This window comes from Thermogemmatispora carboxidivorans, from assembly GCF_000702505.1.
Lineage (GTDB): Bacteria > Chloroflexota > Ktedonobacteria > Ktedonobacterales > Ktedonobacteraceae > Thermogemmatispora > Thermogemmatispora carboxidivorans.
In genome coordinates, this window is record NZ_JNIM01000001.1 from 1815180 (window position 1) to 1834166 (window position 18987).

An 18987-nucleotide genomic window follows, 5' to 3' on the forward strand; every position below is an offset into this window, starting at 1 on the left:
TGGCTCATCATAACATAGGGTGCCTGTCGACGAGAGCGAGGAGGGAAAGAAGGGGAAGATCTGGCTAGCGGAGGGGACTAGACCTCTCTTAGAGGCAGGCTCTTGCTCTGTCCCTATCCACAAAGGCACCAGTCTAGAAAAGACCTGAAACCTGTCTCCTGCTCAGGATACGCCTTGCCCGACTGGCGTGAGCTATGCTATACTTCCTTCTAGCCAGACTGTTGGCTAGATCATACTCACTGCCAGGAAAAAGGCGCGCTCCGCTGCGCGAGAGCCGGCCAGAGACGTGGCAGCCTGGCGATGCTGAGGAGCCTGTATCGATGCCTGTGCTCGTGCTCATGCTCTTTGCGGTCGCCTTGACCGTCTTGCTGTTCGGCCTTTACCTATCCGCGCGCCCGTCCCTGACAGGGAAGAGACGCCGTCCTGCTCCCGCAGGGCGCCTACTGCGTAGCCCTTCTCCGAGCACGCCCCGCTTACGCGCCCGCCAGAGCCAGATCGCAACCGTGGCGCAGCCGCGAAGGCGCAGTGCCAGCGCGCTCTCCCTCTCAGTTGCTCCTGAGCGAGTTTATGGCCCCGGCTCCTTTTCCTGGCGTGAGATCCCCTGGAAGATCCTCCTGATCGGCCTGGTCTCACTATTGATTGTCATCTTCCTCGGCTCGCAGCTCTTCCTCTCCCGAGGCGTGGGCTTTGTCCTTCCCTATCTGTGGACTGCCGAGCCGGCGGCAACGATGACCTCGAACGCGCCAGCCTCCACAGCCCACTACGATGCCACAAGTCACCTCGTGCGCATCAATCAGCTCGACCCTGCCCAATATGAATCGCAGGCCCAGTATCAGACCTGGGCTTATTCGGCCTGCTCCGCCGCTGCCATGACGGTAGTCATCAACGCCTATGGCCATAACTACCGCATCGCCGACATCCTCAAAGTCGAGTCTGCCATCCACGAAATCACCCCTGACCAGGGCCTGCTAGAGGAGGTAGGCATCGCTCGCACCGCTGCGCGCTTCCGCTTCAACACATTGTGGGGACATAACCTCTCGCTCGACCAAATGCTGGCCATTGCTAACAGCGGGCGCCCAGTGATTGTCAGCTTCCCGCCAGATCGCTTTCCTGGCGGTCACCTGCTGGTCGTGCGTGGTGGCAATGGGAGCGCGGTCTACCTGGTTGACTCCTCCCGCCTCAACTACACCTCGATGGCGCGCTCGCGCTTTCTGCAGCTCTGGGGCGGCTTCTACGCCGTGCTGACGCCACAAGCCTCCTGACCATCTCAAGCGCCAGCGCTCTCCCACTCATTCCTCGCTGGGCTATCTGCTTGTCTCCGTGGCGGACTGTTCTCCCCAGAGATGGCAATTGCCGGCTTAGTGAGTAGCCTGCTCCTGTTGGGCTTCCGAGGGGCCTTCCTGGTCACCTTTCTCCTTGCCGGGAATATAGAGCTTGATGCGCCGGAAGCTCTCGGCGTACTGCATCTGCAGACCCTTTTTCTGCTGAGCCTCCCGTGCCGTCTCAGCCGCCCAACGCTTCACACCGTCGAGCAGATTCGCCTGGGGACCAAACTGACTGACATGGCACTGCAGCCCCCGGGCCTTCAGCTCGATCGTCTCGCTGATGTCAATATAGGTGTTATCGTGCTCGCTGTTAAAAAGATACAGCTCATGAACCTGATAGGGAAGGAAGCCTTCGACCAGCAGCTCGCGGTAAGCATGGGGATTGACCGCTGCCGGGAAGACGGCATCGAGCACAATGTTACCGGTGGCGCGATGATCAGGATGATTCAGATAGGCCGTCTCATCTGGCTCCTCATCAGGGTCGGGCGCGAAAATGTGCTGTGTCGGATCGTGCGTGATCACAATACGAGGACGGTACTTGCGGATCAGGCGGACCACGGCCTGGCGCGTCTCGTCGTTATTTACCAGGTGGCCATCTCGGAAACCCAGAAACTCCACTGCCTGAACCCCAAGAACCTCACAGGCCAGACGCTGCTCCTGCTCGCGAATCACCCTTAGCTCGCTATCCACCATGCCTGGCACTTCGGTCCCTTCTGTGCCATCGGTCATAATGACCCAGACAATCTTCTTCCCCTGGCGGGCCCAGAGGGCGCTGATGCCCGCGGCGGCAAAATCGGCGTCATCGGGATGTGCCCCAATGACCATAGCCTCGTAATCGGGAACCTTGATAACGTCAATTGCTCCTGGTGCATTCCTGTCTGCCATAGTAGAGAACCTCTGCTACTATACTCATGGAGTTTGCCTAGTATAGGCACGAGAGCAACATCTCGTCAAGTCTCCGCAGGAGAAGTGGAGCGCTTTCCCGGAAGCTGAGGAGAGGCGGATCGCGCCAGCAAAGCCTGTTCGAAAGCGCTGATCACCTCAGCGGCAGTAATCGCCCGACTGGCCAGCGTCTCCAATCCCACAGCCCGCTGTGGCAGCTCGCTGCGCAGCAGGGCCTGCTCCTCTGCCGTCTGAGCCAGAACCAGGGCCAGCGGCTCCACCTCCCAGCGCAGCAGCAGCCCGGACTGTAGCAAACTGCCTGTACGACGGCGGATCATGGTTAATCCCACCACCTTGCGCTGATCAGGTCCTACCACCTCATAAGGAGAGAGTGATCCATAGCAAGCGCGGCGCAGCACGGCCTCGCGCGGGGCCGTTGCCGGCTGCTTCAGCAGAGCCTGCTGAGCGCGGGCCTCTGCCGGTAAGACAAGGCGTGCTGCCACCCCCAGGCGGGCCAGAGCTGCCACCCAGGTCTCTCCCAGCCAGCGGTAGGACTCTACCACGTCCGTCAGAATCAAAGGATGCCCAGGAGGCAGAAAGACATCCAGAGCCAATAAATCGGGGCCAACCAGGACAGCCGTACCGCCGGCCTGGCGCTGATAGAGGGGTAAGGCCAGCCGCTGCAGCGCCTCGGCATTTACCTGCGTAATCTTCTGGGAGAAGCCCAGCACCAGCCCCCGTCTATTGGCCTGCGACCAATAGAGAGTCGGCGGAGGTGGCACAGCAGCGGTGAGCAACCGCTGACCATAGTCCAGGTGCACCTGCTGATCAGCGACCGTCAGCGGCAGAACGTGCCAGGCGAGGCCATCGGTATCAATCATAAACGTGTCGCAACTCCAACAAATCTTTCCCTGCTGGTCCGCGCTGAAACCAACCGAACGAACTGCCGAGGGCGGCATACAGACTGGTCAAGGCATTCGCCAGCATCGTCGCCGCCGCTCTGAACAGAGCGGCGAACGCCCGCGTGCAGCTGATCTGGCGTCAGGGTCTGCAGGGTGATAGCGGCCCAAGCGATCAAGACCAGGTCAGTGACGGCTGGAACCAGAGCGAAAGCGCAGGCCCTGCTTCTTTCCAGTATACCGCCAGCGCTGCCGCTGGCAAGAAGGCGGCCAAGAGATGGGCTGTACTGTGCAGGAAGGACCGACCTATCAGCAGGCCCACTGCTGGACCGGACCCGTCCGCGACCACAAGAGAATCGGCGGCGCAGCATGACCTGCGCCGCCAGGCAGGACTATGAACCGAAAAATGATCGAGACTCCAACAAATCCTTCTCGGCTGGCTCTCGCAGGAACCAACCGGCCAAAGCAGCGATCAGGCTCGGGACCGCTCCGGCCAGCACCGCCACGGGGGCCCCGAACAGGTCGGCCAGGGCACCCGTGTACAGATTGCCAATTGGCGAGCTACCGGCGAAGACCATCATATAGACGCTCATCACCCGTCCGCGCAGATGATCCGGCGTCACTGCCTGCAAGGTGGTATTGGCCAGAGCCGAGAAAGCGATTTGAGTAAAGCCCGTCAAAGCGATCAAGACCAGTGACAGCGGATACCAGGGCGAGAGGGCGAACCCTGCTTCCAGCGCACTGAAAGCAATACCGCTCACAAGGAGGCTACGAATAGTAGGCCGCTTATTGGCCCAGGCCAGCCAGAGAGCGGAGAGCAGCGAACCGATGCCGAAGGCGGAAGAGATAAAGCCAAAGCCTTCCGGACCGGCGTGTAGCACATCCGTGGCAAAGAGCGGCAGCGACACATTGAAATTAATGCCGAAGAGCGAGACCAGACCCACCACCACGATCACCAGCAGGACAGACGGCGTATGCGCCACATAAGCCAGGCCCTCGCGCAGGCTCTGCAGAGGACTGGGCTGCCCCTGCTTGCCCACGGACAGACGAGCCTGAGCGTAGAGACGCTGAGAATCGATCATCGCGATGCCCACGATGACCGGCACGAAGCTCAGCGCATTGAGCAGAAAAAGCGGCGCTACTCCGAGACGGGCGATCAACAGGCCACCAATCGCAGGACCAAGCACGCGGGCCATATTGAACAGCGACGAGTTTAGAGCCACCGCGTTTGGCAGATCCTCACGTCCCACCATCTCCACCACAAAAGCCTGGCGGGTTGGCATATCGAGCGCATTCGTAATCCCCAGCAGCAGTGCCAGAATCAGCACGTGCCAGATCTGCACAGTGCCACTGGCTACCAGGCCCCACAGCAAGAAAGCTTGCACCGCGGCTGAAGATTGCGTCAGCACCAAAATCCGCTTCTTCGGCAGGCGGTCAGCGATAATGCCCCCGAAAAGAGCAAAGAAGAGCACAGGCAAGAACTGCAGGGCCCCAACGACACCGAGTAACCAGGCGTCATGGGCCAACTCCAATACCAGCCAGGCTTGAGCCGTGGTCTGCATCCAGGTCCCGATCAACGAAATAAGCTGACCGAACCAGAAAAGACGAAAATTACGATGGCGCAAAGCCCGAAAGGCTCGAACAATCCCGCTTTGCGCCGGCGCGGGCTGGAGAGCAGCGGTCGTCGTAGGAGCCACGGAAGCTTCCCTTGCCGCGGCGGGGGGAGATAAGGTCACCTCTTCTTCTGAAGAAACGCGCATCTTGCTAACACATCCCTTCTCGCAAGAAAATCAACTGGGCTTACAGCCAATAATTGCCTTTAAAGGAAAAAGAGCAGAACAGACCAATGACCACAGAATCGAGCGAGAGGCATGGGAGAGGAAGAGCGTGGCCAGTGCTTGAGTGCTGCGGACAGAGGACAGAGGGTCGCTCAGCAAAGGGCCAGTGAGACCCAGTGAGACAAGGCAATCTCAGCTACGAAAGGAGAAGATGTGGACCGGGACGCCAGTGGAAGGCGCGGGCCACACCGGGCGGCATGGCCTTATCGCTGTCTCCGGTCCACATCTCCTTCGGGAAGGAAACACTATGCCGGGGACCTCATGTGCCCCTGCACCTGCAAGCATCTGTCAGGTGGCCGTGCCCCTGACCTGCCTACGCTCAGGGATTGGTCTGCTCCCCTGAGACATCAGCTATTGAATATTAATAGTTGGAAATATAGCTATATATGAAACAACAATCATAAAATGAGCAATAGCTCACTGATCAAGAGAAGGCAGTTGCTGGAGCAACTCCGTGCGGCGTTGGGCATGGCGGGTCAGCCTTGCCTGCAGGCTGGCGCGTAACTGCTCCAGGCCGGCGATCTTCTGCTCGATCAACTGCAACTGGCGCTGAATCAAGGCGTCGCAGCGCTCAAGCTGAGCGAGGCGGGCCTCGGCGTCGCTTTCTTGGCGGAAGGCCTCGCGGAGCTGCTCGCGCTCATCGTCGGCCTCCAAGAAAGCGCGGATCTCGGCCAGCGAGAAGCCCAGCAGGTCGCGCAGCTCCTTAATGCGCTCCACGCGCGCCACATCGTCCTCGCTGTAGAGGCGATAATTCCCATCGCTGCGTCCAGTGGGTCGCAGCAAGCCCAGCTCCTCATAGTAGCGCAGCGTCCGCTTCGTCAGGCCGGTACGAGAGGCCACCTGCTCGATTGTCAGGAGCGGAGAGAAGCGTCGTCTGCCAGTGCCAGCCTGGTCGGAGCATGCCACATCTGCCATAGCCATCGCTGACGCGACCTCCCGGAGAGCGAATCCAGCAAAGAGACGAGGGGCTATCTGGCCAGGGCTGCCGACCGTTGCAGCTGGGCCAATCTACGTCGACGCCACTTGAGCCAAGTGCCATCAGTATTATAGCATAAGCTTACCGTTTACGTCAAGGTTAAGGGAGCCGGAGACCTGATTGCCTGCGAGGGGTGAGGAAGTGGCGCTGCCAGCAATAGCTAACCTGGCGGGATAGGAGCGAACGACCGTGAGAACTGGTGAAGAGCAACTGGAGACAGTGGTGGCTCTGTGCTACAATCAGGGCAACGACTCTGACAGCGTAGACAAAGGAACTGAAACAGCATGCAAGATACACTAGAACCGCTCATTGACAAAGCTCTGTGTGGGAGGCCGCGGCTTCTGGAGTTCTATCTGCGGGAGCAGAGCCATCTGCCGGGGCCGCGAGCCAACCTGGCCTTGGCCTATGATCTGGCGCATCTGCTTGCCTTGCGCGTCCCCAACGACCCGCCAGCTGCCGAAGCGCTCCTGATCTATCTGCTGAGCACAGAACGTGAAGACATCCAGAGCAACACTCCTGCCGAATTCACCGTTCTGTGTGGCCTCATTGCCCTGGGGGCCTGCGCTGCGGCCTGGCCGGATTGGAGAGCGTGGGCCTGGGCGCTCTTAGAAGAGCGGGCACTCTCTCCTTGCTGGCGCATTCGCGAGGGGGTAGTCATGGCCTACCAGCAGCTGCTTCCTGTGTCCAGCACAGAGACCCTGGAGCAGCTCAGCCGTCTCGCTGCTGAGGGCGACCTGCTTCACCAGCGGGCGGCGGTAGCAGCCCTGGCTGAGCCGTCGCTGCTCCAGGAGCGTCGCGTGAGCGCAGTAGCCCTTCGCATTCATCGCCTGGTGCTGGAGCGACTCCATCAGCTGGCGCCAGCGGAGCGCCACCAGGCGGCTTTTCGCTCCCTACGTCAGACTCTTGGCTACAGCCTCAGCGTCGTCACTGCTGCTGCCCCGGAGGAGGGCTTTGCCCTGATGCAGACCTGTGCCTGCTGGAACGACAAAGATGTCGCCTGGATTCTGCGCGAGAACCTCAAGAAAAAGCGCCTGGCCAGGTTCAGCGACCAGACGGAGGCGCTGGCGCGTTTGCTCCAGTCCTAGGCCTGCAGCGACCTCTCTGAGCCTTACCCCGGGCCTTACCCCGGCCTGGTCACAACTCCTTTGATTTTTGGGTAAATCACTTGACAGAAATTGTTAAAAAGTATATCCTATGGATAGGTCCCGGGAACGGGGAGCAGGTGAGCGCACCCTCCGTGGCGTTGGTTAGGAGAAGGGGAGGGAATGAAGGAGGGGGGGCGTGGTGCTGAGAGCACAGCGTGGCACAGCGGGCCAGGTCAGAGGTCGTTGAGGAAGGAGGCTTGGCATGAAGCGACGATCCAGGCCATCTGCGAGAGTCCCAGGGGAGCCGAGGGACACGATTCACAAGTACACCATAGGGGTTGTCTCGGAGCTACTGGGGCTGCCTCCGCACATGTTGCGACGCTATGGAGGAGAGCTGGAAAAAGCGGGCCTCCTGGAGCCGGCGCGTCAAAGCGGCAAGAATCGCCTTTACTCCGATAGCGATCTGGCCATCCTCGAAGAGGTGGCCGAATTATATGAGCAAGGAGTCAACGCGGTCGGCATCCGCTATATCATGCAGATTCGCAGGCATGTCCGTGTTCTCCAGCAAGAGATTCAGGAGGCGCGAGAGGCGCAAATACGTGCTGAAAATGCGCTGCGTGAGATGCGTCGGCTCTTCGATGTGCTGGGGCTAGGTGAGGTCGGAGAGGGCTCCGGAGTACGTATCGAGGTGCGTCGGGCGGTGAGCGAGCAGGCCGGCGTCGGCGAGCAGCGCAGCTTGCAGGAGACGGCGGCTGGGCAGGCGGACACGGAAGGCCAGTCGTCGCAGCCCCTCGCTCGCATCAGGCTATCACAGGCAGGCCAGCACGCTGCTGAGACCGACTCTACCGGGCGAACGGTCGGCTCTGAGTCGGCGCGAGAGTGAGCGGAGTGGAAGGGAGAGAGGCAGATGGGGAAGGAGAGACAACAGGCGGTCCGACTGTGCGCACGCTGTGCCGGCCTGGCTCCAACGGCACTCGCCCCCGGTGGGGAAGTCCGAGGGAGCAACCGGCTGGCTGCCTCGCCAGGGGAGTTCACCGTCTCGGAAGGCAGAAGAGAGATGGCGGGATGAGAGCAGAAAAGGCTCGTATTTCCCCGAGCTTCTGCTCAAGAAATGCCCGTCAGTTCAACGATCGTTTGACAAACTATGATAAAGTTAAAAGTTACAGGTCAGACATGGCGCGAGGCGGTTGGTCGGAGGCAGCCGGAGGGTGCCGGGGCACTGCCGGCCTCGTCTTCGCGCTAGAGGAGGCAGGAAATGTGGCATCAAGGGCAGGAGCGACAGCAGGAAGCCAGGCCACAGCAGGCCGTGGAGGATGATAAAGCGCAACTGGTCAGTCGCCTGGAGCGTGAGCTGGCCGCGGAGCAGCGGCGCTCGGAAGAATACCTGGATATGCTGCGTCGCTCACAGGCCGATTTTATCAACTACCGGCGTCGTGTGGGGCAGGAGCAGGAGGAGGCCGGCCTCAGTGCCCAGATTGCCCTCCTGCGGCGCCTGCTGCCCGTGCTCGATGATCTGGGGCGTGCTCTGAGCGCCACGCCCCCTGAACTGGCCCATCAGCCCTGGGTTCAGGGGCTTCATCTGGTGGCCCGGCGTCTCGCCAGCACCCTGGCCGAGTTGGGTATCCGTCAGATCGGGCGCCAGGGCGAGCAGTTCGACCCGCGCTTGCATGAGGCCGTTGCCCTCGATACTCAGGCGAGTGCCCCCGAAGGCACCGTCCTGCAGATCGTTCGCCCCGGCTATATGCTCGGCGAGCGCATTGTCCGTCCGGCTCAGGTTGTTGTGGCCGGCTCGCCGCCTACTCCTTCCTCGTCGGCTGCTCCATGACGATTTGGTCCATATCTGACGGTTTAGGTAAATTGACTTGACAGTTTTTGTGATATGTGATACAAGTACTGACAGAGACCTACCTGCCCTGCTCTGGCTGGAGACGTGGCTATGATGGCGCTGGAGTGACGAGACAGGACAAGACGACGAAAGAGCTTGAAGGAACGAAGTGAGTGAAAGCATGAGTAGTGGGAGGGGAGAGCCTCATCGGGAGAGGGCCTTCTCCTCCACGAAGGAGGGATTGTAGCGATGGCTAAAGTGATCGGCATCGACCTTGGGACAACCAACTCGGTGGTGGCGGTGATGGAGGCAGGCGAGCCGGTGGTCCTGGAGAATAGTGAAGGCTCGCGCCTGACCCCATCGGTGGTGGCGGTAACCAAAACTGGTGAGCGGCTGGTGGGACAGCTTGCCAAGCGCCAGGCGATCACCAACCCGGAGAACACGATTTATTCGGTCAAGCGTTTGATGGGGCGCCGCTATGACGACCCCGAGGTCCAGCGCTCAATGAAGCTGGTGCCCTACAAGATCACCCGGGCGCCCAACGGTGATGCACGGGTCGTGATGGGAGGTCGTGAGTACAGCCCGCCGGAGATCTCGGCCATGATCCTGCAGAAGCTGAAGCTGGATGCCGAGGCCAAGCTGGGCGAAAAGATTACGCAGGCCGTGATTACCGTGCCGGCCTACTTTAACGACTCGCAGCGCCAGGCAACCAAGGATGCCGGTAAGATCGCCGGTCTGGAAGTGCTGCGCATTATCAATGAGCCGACGGCGGCCTCACTGGCCTACGGTCTGGACAAGAAGAAGGATGAGATCATCGCCGTCTACGATCTGGGGGGCGGTACCTTCGATATCTCGATTCTGCAGCTCGGTGAGGGCGTCTTCGAGGTGAAGGCCACCAATGGTGATACGCATCTGGGTGGCGATGACTTTGACCAGCGCATTATCGACTGGATGGCCGATGAGTTCCGCAAGGAGCATGGCATCGATCTGCGCCAGGATCGCATGGCCTTGCAGCGTCTGAAGGAGGCCGCTGAGCGGGCGAAGATTGAGCTGTCCAGCTCGCTGCAGACGGAGATCAATCTGCCCTTCATTAGCGCCGATGCCAGTGGCCCCAAGCATCTGATGATGACCTTAACGCGCGCCAAGCTGGAGCAGCTGGTGAGCGATCTGATCGAGCGCACGCGCGGGCCGGTGATGCAGGCCCTGGCTGATGCTGGTATTCGCCCCAGCGATGTCAATGAGGTGGTGCTGGTCGGCGGCCAGACGCGCATGCCGGCGGTCATCGAGATGGTGCGCCGCCTCTTCGGCAAGGAGCCGCATAAGGGGGTCAACCCGGATGAGGTGGTGGCGATTGGTGCAGCGATCCAGGCCGGTGTGCTCAAGGGTGAGGTGCGCGATGTCCTGCTGCTCGATGTGACGCCCCTCTCGCTGGGTGTTGAGACGCTGGGCGGCGTGATGACGAAGCTCATCGAACGCAATACGACGATCCCGACGCGCAAGACGGAGCTGTTCAGTACGGCTGAGGATAATCAGACGGCGGTTGAGATCCATGTGCTGCAGGGCGAGCGCGAGCTGGCTCGCGATAATAAGAGTCTGGGCCGCTTCCGCTTGGAGGGTATCCCGCCCGCTCCTCGTGGCGTGCCGCAGATCGAGGTGACCTTCGATATCGACGCCAACGGTATCCTGAATGTCTCGGCGCGCGATAAGGCCACCGGTCGCGAGCAGAAGATCACGATCACTGCCTCTAGCGGCCTCAGCAAGGAGGAAGTGAAGCGTATGGTGCGCGAAGCCGAGCAGTACGCGGAAGATGATCGGCGCCGCCGTGAGGAGATCGAGCTGCGCAACCGCGCCGATAGCGCGGCCTACCAGGCTGAGCGAACCCTGCGCGATTTGGGCGATAAGGTCTCGGCCAGCCTGCGCAGCGAGGTGGAGAGCAAGATTGCTGCGGTGCGTGAAGCCCTCAAAGACAGCGATGTCGCTCGTGTGCGCAGCACACTCGATGAACTAGAGCGCTCGCTGTCGCGCATCGGCCAGGAGATCTACAGCCAGGCTGGTGCCGGCGCTGCTCCGAGTGGCGGCTCGCCCTCCAGCTCGAACCCCTCGGAGGGCGGCGATGCCGGCCCCATCGAGGGTGAGTATCGCGAGATCTGAGCCGCTTCTCGGCGATCCCCCGGTACCTCGTATCTGGCTGGCTCTTGCTCTGCACCAGGCGGCCTCGTCCCGCCTGCTTCGACTGAGCGAGACCGCTGACCGATCTGTGCAGTAGTGCCGGCCAGCTCGCCTGCGACCTGGGCTGCACGAAGAGGAAAAGAGCACGCTCTCTGCTCGCTTGTCGCCTGGCGAGCTGGCTGGCCTGCGCTACGGAACTGCCTATCAAGCAGACTGTCTCCTCTCAGCAGCGGGCTGGGGCTGATTGCTGCCGGCCTTCTTCTATTGCCACCTCGTGCGATTGGTGCTGGTGCCTGGTCCGTTGTGTGAGGTGCTGATATGTTTGCTTGCCAGCTTGTTCGCCCGTGCCTGTAAAGGCTCCTTCCCTGCGCATGCAGCTTCCTTGCCTTACGGGAAGGCAAGGAAGAAGTGCATGCTTGTGTCGGAAGTGGTTGATCCCACCATTATTCTGCAGGCGGTCGTTCTTATTCCACGAAGGTATGGGACCTGTCTGGCCCGTGGAAGGCTGAATGGCTGGGTGGTACGGTAGGTAGATCGTTAGTTGCTTACTTGCTTGAAGGGCCTGTAGTTCACTTCTTCCTGGGGGGAGGCACCTATGGCTGTCGATTATAAAGATTATTATAAGATCCTGGGTGTGGATCGTAACGCCGACGATAAGACTATCCGGCAGGCTTACCGCAAGCTGGCGCGTCAGTATCACCCCGACGTCAATCCAGGTGATAAGACGGCGGAAGAACGCTTCAAAGATATTAACGAGGCTTATGAGGTCCTTTCTGATCCCGAGAAGCGTAAGAAGTATGACGAGCTGAGCAGCTACTATCAGCGCTATGGACGCTGGCCGGGTGCCTCTGGCTCTGGCGGATATCGTTATCAGACGATCACTGAAGAGGATCTGGAGGATCTCCTCGGTGGCGCTTCTCCCTTCTCCGATTTCTTCGAGATGTTCTTCGGCACTCCCTTTGGGGGGCGGGCGCGGACAGACCGCCCTGCCGGGCGCCAGGCTCCATTTGGGCGCGCTGTGGAGTCAGTGCTGGAGATCTCGCTGGCGGAGGCTTATGATGGTGCCACTCGTATGATCGAGTTGGAGGATATCGATGGTAGCCGCCGCCGCCTGGAGGTGAAGATCCCCGCTGGCGTCGAAGATGGCGCACGTATCCGTATCCCAGGTCAAGGACTGCCGGGCGCTGCTGGAAGGGGCGATCTCTATCTGCGTATCCATGTCCGGCCTGATCCGCGCTTTACTCGCGAGGGCACAACGTTGCGCACGCGGGTCGATGTCCCCCTGGTAACAGCTATGCTGGGTGGCGAGGTGGAGGTGCCAACACCGTCGGGCCGGCGCCTGTTGCTGAAGATCCCGCCGGAGACCCCCAATGGCAAGTCTTTCCGCCTGCGTGGCCAGGGCATGCCGGTTCTGAGTCAGCCGGATCAGCGTGGCGATCTCTATGCTGAGGTAAATGTGGTTCTGCCAACTCACCTGACCGAGGAACAGCGTCGCCTCTTCGAGGCCTTCGCTCGCTCGCTGCGCTGACAACCGGTGACTGCCGGGCAAAGATGAGAGAGGACGCGGGTAGGATGGCGCGCCTCTCTTTCGGTCCGCGGTTCTGGCCGCGGTCTATCTGCGAGCAGGGACGTGCCACTTTCTTATAGTACATCGTCAGGGAAATGAGCAGGATACAGACAAAAACCGGGCGCGCTCTCATCCACTCGCTGGCAAGAGCGTGCCCGGTTTTGGGACTCGTTTCAGATCGATTCGCTCGCTTCATTCGTGCTCCTGCCTGGCTGGCCAGGAGCAGAGCTTGCAGCTGCTCTCAGACCTTGACGGCCTCGATTTGCTGAATCAGCTTCTCCAGCTCCGGCGTCAGGCCCGGGGCAAATTCCTCGGGACGGGCCTCGCCAAGCTTGATGGGTGCTCCCTCGGGGGGCTTCTGGGTGGTGGTCAAGGTGCCGTCCTGTGCCGGTGAGGGGCCATGGAAGATCTTGCTCATCTCCGAGCCGTCGAGACGCCAGTGGTGAAGCTGGTTATGAAGGCCCATGTCCATCAGGCGCTTGACTTCAGGCATCTTGCTGGCGTCAAACTTGGGAATGGGCAGGATCTTGCCCCATTGGACTCCAAGCGTCTCAAGCGCTTTGGCGTAGGCTTTCTCGTGCACTTCGTCACGCACGATCAGATAGGCGATGGTCGAACGTGCGGTCTTGTTGTTCGTCATCTCGTAAAGACGACATTTCTGTAGCCGCCCGGTGGCTTCAAGAACCAGGTTGTTGAGCAGGTCAAGTACCAGGTTGCCGCTGTTGTAGACGTAAGAGCCTGACCAGGGATTGCCGGCGGCATCGATGGGCAGCGCTCCCTGGGCCCCAACCAGAAAGTGGTGAATGTTGCCCTCCTTGAGCGCAATGTTGAGCGGGGTGGCTCCATTGGCCGGGATCTCTCCCCGATAGCGCGGCGAGCCGTCCAGGAGATGGTTGATGGTGGTGGCAATCAGCTCGACGTGGCTGATCTCTTCAACTCCAATGCCCTGGATCAAGTCGAGATAGGGCTTGGCCTTGCCGCGGAAGTTGAAGCTCTGGAACAAATATTGCATCATTGTGCGCATTTCGCCAAATTGTCCACCTAACCCCTCTTGCAGCGCATTGGCCGCTGCCGGATCAGGTTCGTCTGGTACAATCTCGTTGATGAGCTTCTGTACGTGAAAGAACATCTCGTTCTTCCTCCTTATTGTTGATCATTTTCATGGGGAAACCTGGTTGAGTACACCGCTGAGCTTTTGTTTGATGGTCTCAGGTTTCCCATCCCTTACTTATTTTAAAACACTAATGCAAGCTAGCAGTATATCAAGTTGTTATAAACTGTAGAGATTATTTAACACTATATACCTCTACAATAGAGAATTGATCGGCTTGCTGAAACGTCGGGGCTATGCGCTGGCCGGGGGAAGAGGCTATACTTCTCCCTAACGTGGGCAGGCACAGGAGAGTGATCAGGAGAAGAAGGGAAAAGAGTATGTCTGAACAGGCAGAGGTCGTCATTATCGGTGCTGGTGTCATTGGCTGGTCGATTGCCTACTATCTGCGTCAGGCTGGGGTTGACGTCTGTCTTCTGGAGCGGGCCAGAGTAGGAGCTGGGGCCTCCGCTGTAGCGGCGGGCCTGCTTGCTCCGCTTGGCCCGCTGAATGGGCCAGGTCCCTTGGCCTCGTTATTGCTCGCCGGTTGCTCGGCCTTACCAGAGCTGGTGGCCGAGTTGGAGGAGCGCAGCGGTCTTCAGATCGAGCTTGAGCAATCTGGGGCCTTGCGTCTGGCCTGTGAGCGGCGGGCAGTAGGGCGTCTGCAGCGGCGGTTAGAACGCTGGCAACCGTTGGGTTTACAGCTAAGCTGGCTCAGTGGGGAGGAGGCGCGACAGCGGGAGCCGCTGCTCACTGCTGAGGTTGAGGGAGCCGTCTACGCTCCCCAAGAGGGGCAACTGAGAGCTAGGAAGCTGCTCGAAGTGCTGGCCTGGGCTGCTCGTCAAGCTGGGGCTCGTTGCTACGAAGACTGCGAAGTGTGTGGCCTGCGCCAGCGTGCTGGGCGGGTGCTGGCGGTCCAGACAAAGACTGGTGAAGAGATTGGCTGTGGCTCTCTGGTGATTGCGGCGGGCGCCTGGAGTGCCCAGTGTTGCACTTGGCTGAACTGCAAGGTACCGGTGAGGCCAGTGCGGGGGCAGCTTGTGAGTCTGCGTCCGCCGGAAGGGCTGCCAGCGCTCCATCATCTTCTTTTTGGCCGGGCCATCTACCTTATTCCGCGGCGAGATGGCTCGCTGACGGTTGGGGCGACACGCGAAGAGGCTGGCTTCGAGGTCGGTGTGACTGCCGAGGGGATAACCTGGCTGCTCGCGCAGGCGCGGCGCCTGGTGCCGGTCCTGGCCGAGGCCACTCTTGAAGGCAGTTGGGCTGGACTGCGACCGGCCACGCCTGATGGCTTGCCAATTGTGGGCCTTCTCCCCGGCTGGCAGAATGTCATTCTGGCCACGGGGCATGGCAGCGTCGGAGTGATGCTGAGCGCTCTCACCGGTCAGCTGGTCAGCGACTTGCTTTGCTCAGGACGGCGCTCTCCCCTGCTATTGGCCTGTGATCCCGAGCGCTTCATCTCCCCTGCTCCTGGGGCATAGCTGTGCCTGGCACGGTGGTGGATAGCTGAGGCGAGGAACCTGAGAGTGAGAGTGAGATGAGAGTGTGATGGCTGCCTCGATTCCAGTCGAGGCGGCCATCACTGACCTGTCAGGGCTATCCTCGTCCTATGGCTCTTGCTCCAGCTCCTGCCGACCGCGTGCTAGTGGCTGATTCTCAATGGGGGGAGAGATAGACCTGTGACCAATCCTCCACGTAGAGACCGCGGGCATTGAGGCTAATCCCATGTACCCAAGGGGGGATAATGGCGTTGATGGTCTCGTGGTCCAGGGGCAACACGGCTGCCTCTTCGATGGCTAGCTGCTCTGCTTGCTGGTAGAGGGCGAAGCGTGCCTCGCCGCTCGTTTGATCAGCCTGTGCGATCAGTTGATCGAAGGTTGAGTTTTGCCAGCGCGACTCATTATGGAGAGCGCTCGAAAGCAAGTTGGGGGCCAGCCAGTTATGGGGGTCGGGGTAGAGCGCATACCATTGAATGAAGCCAAGCTGGACCTGGTGCTGGCTTAGCTCATCGGTATAGGCATTCAGCTCGACTGGTAGGGGTTTCACAGGAATGTTGAAAACGCTTGACCACATGCTGCAGAGGGCATTGGCCTCGCTGCGTGAGAGCAGCGCGGTCGGATAGGTCAACACAATGGGTGGTATCAGAGCCGTATCGGGATAGACCGAATGGAGCAATTCGCGCGCCTTCTCGGCGTCGAACGGCAGCCCCTGGTAGTCCGTTTGATAGCCGGGCAGGCCGGGCGGAATCAGCGTCGGGGCTGAGATGGCCGCGCCCTTGAGGAGCGTCTGCACCAGCGTGGTTCTATCCAGCGCATAAGCGAAGGCCTGGCGCACCGTAGCGTTATCAAAGGGGGGCATATCTGTGTTGAAGAAGAGCATGTCCGTTTCCTGCTGAGGATTGGAAACAAAGCCGGCCAGGCCCCGAGCGGCTGCAAGATCGCTCTGAGGGATGTTCCAGATCAGACTGAACTGCCCGGCCCGGTACTGCTGATAAGCGGTGGCCGGGTCATTGACAAAAATCATGTCGACCTCGCTCAGGCGCGGGCGGGCCCCATAGTAGTGCGGGTTGGGCACCAGGATCATTTTAACATTATGCTCCCAGGCTTTCACCATAAATGGCCCGCAGCCAAGGCCGTTGCCTGCAGCGTGCTCGGTCCAGCCACTCTGGCCATAGCGCTCGATCAGCTGTTGATTCACAGGGAAAAAGAGTTCATTAGTGAGCGAAGCCAGGAAATAGGGAGTTGGTTGTGTCAGGGTAATGCGCAGCGTATAGCGGTCGAGCGCCTGGATGCCGGTCAGGACCCGACTCTTGCCGCTGCTGACAGCACTCGCACCCTGGATAGGTTTCTCCAGGACCGCGGCCAGAGGAGATTTCACCTCTGGCAACAGCGCGCGTGTCAGAGAATAGACATAGGTAGCTGCTGTGACCGGGGTGCCGTCCGAAAAAGCAATGTTCGATTTCAGGTGAAAGGTATAGATGCGTCCATCGGGGGAGATTTCCCAGGTGGCCTGGTCGGGGATGACATTCAGATCCTTGTCGATCCGTACCAGGCCGCTGTAGAGCATGCTCAGCGCAAGTGCCGAGTTTGGATCGGGTCCTTGGGCTGGATCGTTGGCATCCGGCTCCTGGGCGGGGTCAAGATAATTGAGGTCCTGGGTCCCCACGTTGGGCAGAATGAGTACCTGCCGGGGGGTTGGCGCTGGTGAATTACTCATCGCCGTTGATGAGTTGCCTGTGCTGCAGCCAGTGACTACAAAGATGATGGCGGCTATCAGCTCGACGAGCAGACCAAAGCGCAACCATCCGGACGCAGGGCATCTGGAGCATGGATCGCAATGCACAGATTATCTCCCTTCGCGGGAATGGGATAGCTGACCAGACCAAAGACACAGAGAGAAGCAGCATCGGCACGAGATGAAGATGCTGCTGACCAGATAGATCTCTCCGTCCTCTGTTCCAGGCGCTCGCCTCAGCGTGTCGTCAACCGGGCGCCGGGTCGCAAAGGTCTCACTCAGGTCGGCGGAGGTGCACACTGTTTTTCCCTTCGCTAACTATAGGGGCAGATACTCAAGAAACTGTCAGGAAACTGTAAAAAAATTTCCCTGACTGCCTCCTTCGCTTCAGGGATTAGCTCCGCCGGTAAGGAAAAAAGGAGAGGAGAAGACCGGCTGGCCTCTAAGCCAGTTGAGATCTGTTCCCTCTCCTTTATGTGGCAGACGAAGCGCGCCCGGCAGGACTCGAACCTGCGACAGGCGACTTAGAAGGTCGCTGTTCTATCCAACTGAACTACGGGCGCAGGATCGACGCAGGCCACCAACTACGGAGGTAAGAGGGTGGTCTGCACCTTCATCTTTGATGATAGCAATCTCTCTTGCGATCTGTCAAGTATCTCAAGCCTCTGCTCTGCTGGATCTGCCGTGACCAGCAGGAGAAGCCAGGGAGCGAAGAGGGTGAGCGCCTCCTCCAGGGTAAGAGAACGGAGCGGAAACAGCACGAGCGAGCAGGAGTGGCAAGGGCCCCTTGGCTTAATGTCGCAGGCTCAGCCACCAGGTCCAGAGGTGTGGTCCGAAGACGCAGATCCCAATTGCCACAGCGAGCAAGGCGCTCAGTAAGACGGCCCCAGCGGCCACGTCCTTGGCGGCCCTTGCCAGAGGATGGTATTCGGGATGCAGCAGGTCAAGGCACAGCTCGATACTTGTGTTCACCAACTCGCTCGTGAACACACTGCCGATTGCCACCGCCACCAGTGCCAACTCGATGAGAGAGAGGCGCAGAAGCAAAGCGGCAACGATCACCAGCAAGGCCACGCCCGTGTGGACGCGAAAGTTGCGCTGAGTGCGTAAGGCGTACCAGAGACCCCTGAAAGCGTAGGTGAAACCGGCCAGGAAACGGCCCCAGGCGCTGCGGGCCAGGAGCCTGGGATCGCTCAACTCGCTCATAAGCCGCCAACACGTTCCCCTGTGGCCGCCAGGATTGCCTCCTGCTTGCGAACCATTGTCTCATAGCCTGCCTGGGTCTGATCATCGTAGCCGACCAGATGGAGGATGCCGTGAGCCAACAAATAGAGGAACTCCTGTCGGGGACTATGGCCGGCGGCGGCGGCCTGACGGAGCACGGTGGGCCAGGAAATAGCGATATCGCCCAGGTTGGTCGGCTGGCCTGGGGGGGTGACGAAGGGTGGAGGGGTGGGGGCTGCGGCCTCGGGCGCGAGATCGGCAGGCTGCTCCGGTGGCTGCCAGAGCAGCTCAGCAGGGGCCTCGACCAGCGGCTGATCAAGGAGCGGGAAAGAGAGCACATCGGTTGGCTTATTCTGCTGGCGGTACTGGTTATTCATCTCCTGGATCGTAGCGTCGTCGGTGACCATCAGCGTAAACATCACAGGCTGGTGTACCCCGGCCTCCAGCAGGGCGCGGCGGGCGAAGGCATCCAGGTCGACCGAGGCCAGTGCCTCGTCGAACGAGCGCTTCAGTGCCATATCTTCCAGCGTGACATACAGGTCAACAACTTGCGACAGCTGTTCGTCCATAAGGCCCCTCATTATGGCAGGAACTTTGTAGTAATCCAGGTAGCAGCTTGCCTTTGCGGCCTGGCTTGCCTGGCGCTCTCGCTGGTGTGTGCTTTCTTCTGGCTGGTTGGCTGGCTCACCCGCTTGAGACGGCCACAAGGAGTTGTTTTGCAGAGACGGAAGCAGATGGCCTGAGTAAAGCAGAACGAGCCGAGCTTGCACTGGTGCAGAGAATAGGCTACCGTTGGAGCCAGCGGCGTGCCAAAAGGAAACCCCTGTCGGAAAAGCACCTGTCTTTCGCGTGCATTTTCTGCTCTGTCTGTCT

General features: G+C 60.0%; 15 protein-coding genes and 1 tRNA gene. 7 read left to right on the forward strand and 9 right to left on the reverse strand.

Annotated features, from left to right (window positions below):
• Positions 1 to 320: 320 nt before the first annotated feature.
• Positions 321 to 1262, forward strand: a complete 942-nt coding sequence (locus N688_RS07185) for a C39 family peptidase (RefSeq protein WP_052888646.1) — start codon at positions 321 to 323, stop codon at positions 1260 to 1262.
• Positions 1263 to 1358: 96 nt separating this feature from the next.
• Here N688_RS07185 and N688_RS07190 read toward each other — a convergent pair whose 3' ends face one another.
• From N688_RS07190 to N688_RS07205, 4 genes are all read right to left on the reverse strand, one after another.
• Positions 1359 to 2210, reverse strand: coding sequence for a PIG-L deacetylase family protein (locus tag N688_RS07190; RefSeq protein WP_052888647.1), 852 nt, complete (start codon positions 2208 to 2210; stop codon positions 1359 to 1361).
• Positions 2211 to 2275: 65 nt separating this feature from the next.
• Positions 2276 to 3088 carry a lipoyl protein ligase domain-containing protein gene (locus tag N688_RS07195; RefSeq protein WP_052888648.1) on the reverse strand — a complete coding sequence of 271 codons (813 nt, stop codon included), beginning with the start codon at positions 3086 to 3088 and terminating at the stop codon, positions 2276 to 2278.
• Positions 3089 to 3498: 410 nt separating this feature from the next.
• Positions 3499 to 4866 (reverse strand): MFS transporter, encoded by a 1368-nt coding sequence (locus tag N688_RS07200; RefSeq protein ID WP_052888649.1) that lies wholly within the window; start codon positions 4864 to 4866, stop codon positions 3499 to 3501.
• Between the two features lie 495 nt (positions 4867 to 5361).
• Positions 5362 to 5865 (reverse strand): MerR family transcriptional regulator, encoded by a 504-nt coding sequence (locus N688_RS07205; protein ID WP_052888650.1) that lies wholly within the window; start codon positions 5863 to 5865, stop codon positions 5362 to 5364.
• Positions 5866 to 6204: 339 nt separating this feature from the next.
• Here N688_RS07205 and N688_RS07210 point away from each other — a divergent pair, with 339 nt between their 5' ends.
• The 5 genes from N688_RS07210 (at position 6205) to N688_RS07230 (ending at position 12527) form a co-directional block, all read left to right on the forward strand.
• On the forward strand, positions 6205 to 7005 hold the full coding sequence (locus tag N688_RS07210) for a hypothetical protein (protein WP_052888651.1): 801 nt from the start codon (positions 6205 to 6207) through the stop codon (positions 7003 to 7005).
• A 262-nt stretch (positions 7006 to 7267) separates the two neighbouring features.
• A complete protein-coding gene (locus tag N688_RS07215) occupies positions 7268 to 7888 on the forward strand; it encodes a MerR family transcriptional regulator (protein ID WP_081838610.1) in 621 nt (206 codons plus the stop codon).
• Positions 7889 to 8260: 372 nt separating this feature from the next.
• Positions 8261 to 8830 (forward strand): nucleotide exchange factor GrpE, encoded by a 570-nt coding sequence (locus N688_RS07220; protein WP_052888653.1) that lies wholly within the window; start codon positions 8261 to 8263, stop codon positions 8828 to 8830.
• 249 nt (positions 8831 to 9079) lie between these two features.
• Positions 9080 to 10981, forward strand: a complete 1902-nt coding sequence (gene dnaK / locus N688_RS07225; protein WP_052888654.1) for a molecular chaperone DnaK — start codon at positions 9080 to 9082, stop codon at positions 10979 to 10981.
• Positions 10982 to 11594: 613 nt separating this feature from the next.
• Positions 11595 to 12527: a DnaJ C-terminal domain-containing protein gene (locus tag N688_RS07230; RefSeq protein WP_052888655.1), complete on the forward strand. Its 933-nt coding sequence runs from the start codon at positions 11595 to 11597 to the stop codon at positions 12525 to 12527.
• A gap of 280 nt (positions 12528 to 12807) precedes the next feature.
• On the opposite strand, the gene N688_RS07235 is transcribed toward N688_RS07230, so the two are convergent.
• Entirely contained in the window at positions 12808 to 13695 is an 888-nt protein-coding gene (locus N688_RS07235; protein WP_052888656.1) for a manganese catalase family protein, read from the reverse strand.
• Between the two features lie 302 nt (positions 13696 to 13997).
• Between N688_RS07235 and thiO the strand changes: the two genes are divergently transcribed.
• Complete coding sequence (gene thiO / locus N688_RS07240; protein WP_052888657.1) at positions 13998 to 15137, forward strand: glycine oxidase ThiO; 1140 nt, start codon at positions 13998 to 14000, stop codon at positions 15135 to 15137.
• 175 nt (positions 15138 to 15312) lie between these two features.
• On the opposite strand, the gene N688_RS07245 is transcribed toward thiO, so the two are convergent.
• The 4 genes from N688_RS07245 to ybeY all read right to left on the reverse strand — a co-directional run bounded on the left by N688_RS07245 (position 15313) and on the right by ybeY (position 18683).
• Positions 15313 to 16872, reverse strand: a complete 1560-nt coding sequence (locus tag N688_RS07245; RefSeq protein ID WP_156025333.1) for a peptide ABC transporter substrate-binding protein — start codon at positions 16870 to 16872, stop codon at positions 15313 to 15315.
• Between the two features lie 507 nt (positions 16873 to 17379).
• A tRNA-Arg gene (locus N688_RS07250) sits at positions 17380 to 17453 on the reverse strand.
• Between the two features lie 229 nt (positions 17454 to 17682).
• Positions 17683 to 18096 carry a diacylglycerol kinase family protein gene (locus N688_RS07255; RefSeq protein WP_081838612.1) on the reverse strand — a complete coding sequence of 138 codons (414 nt, stop codon included), beginning with the start codon at positions 18094 to 18096 and terminating at the stop codon, positions 17683 to 17685.
• Positions 18093 to 18683, reverse strand: a complete 591-nt coding sequence (gene ybeY / locus N688_RS07260) for an rRNA maturation RNase YbeY (RefSeq protein WP_052888659.1) — start codon at positions 18681 to 18683, stop codon at positions 18093 to 18095. The genes N688_RS07255 and ybeY overlap by 4 nt, the downstream gene beginning before the upstream one ends.
• Positions 18684 to 18987 lie beyond the last annotated feature (304 nt).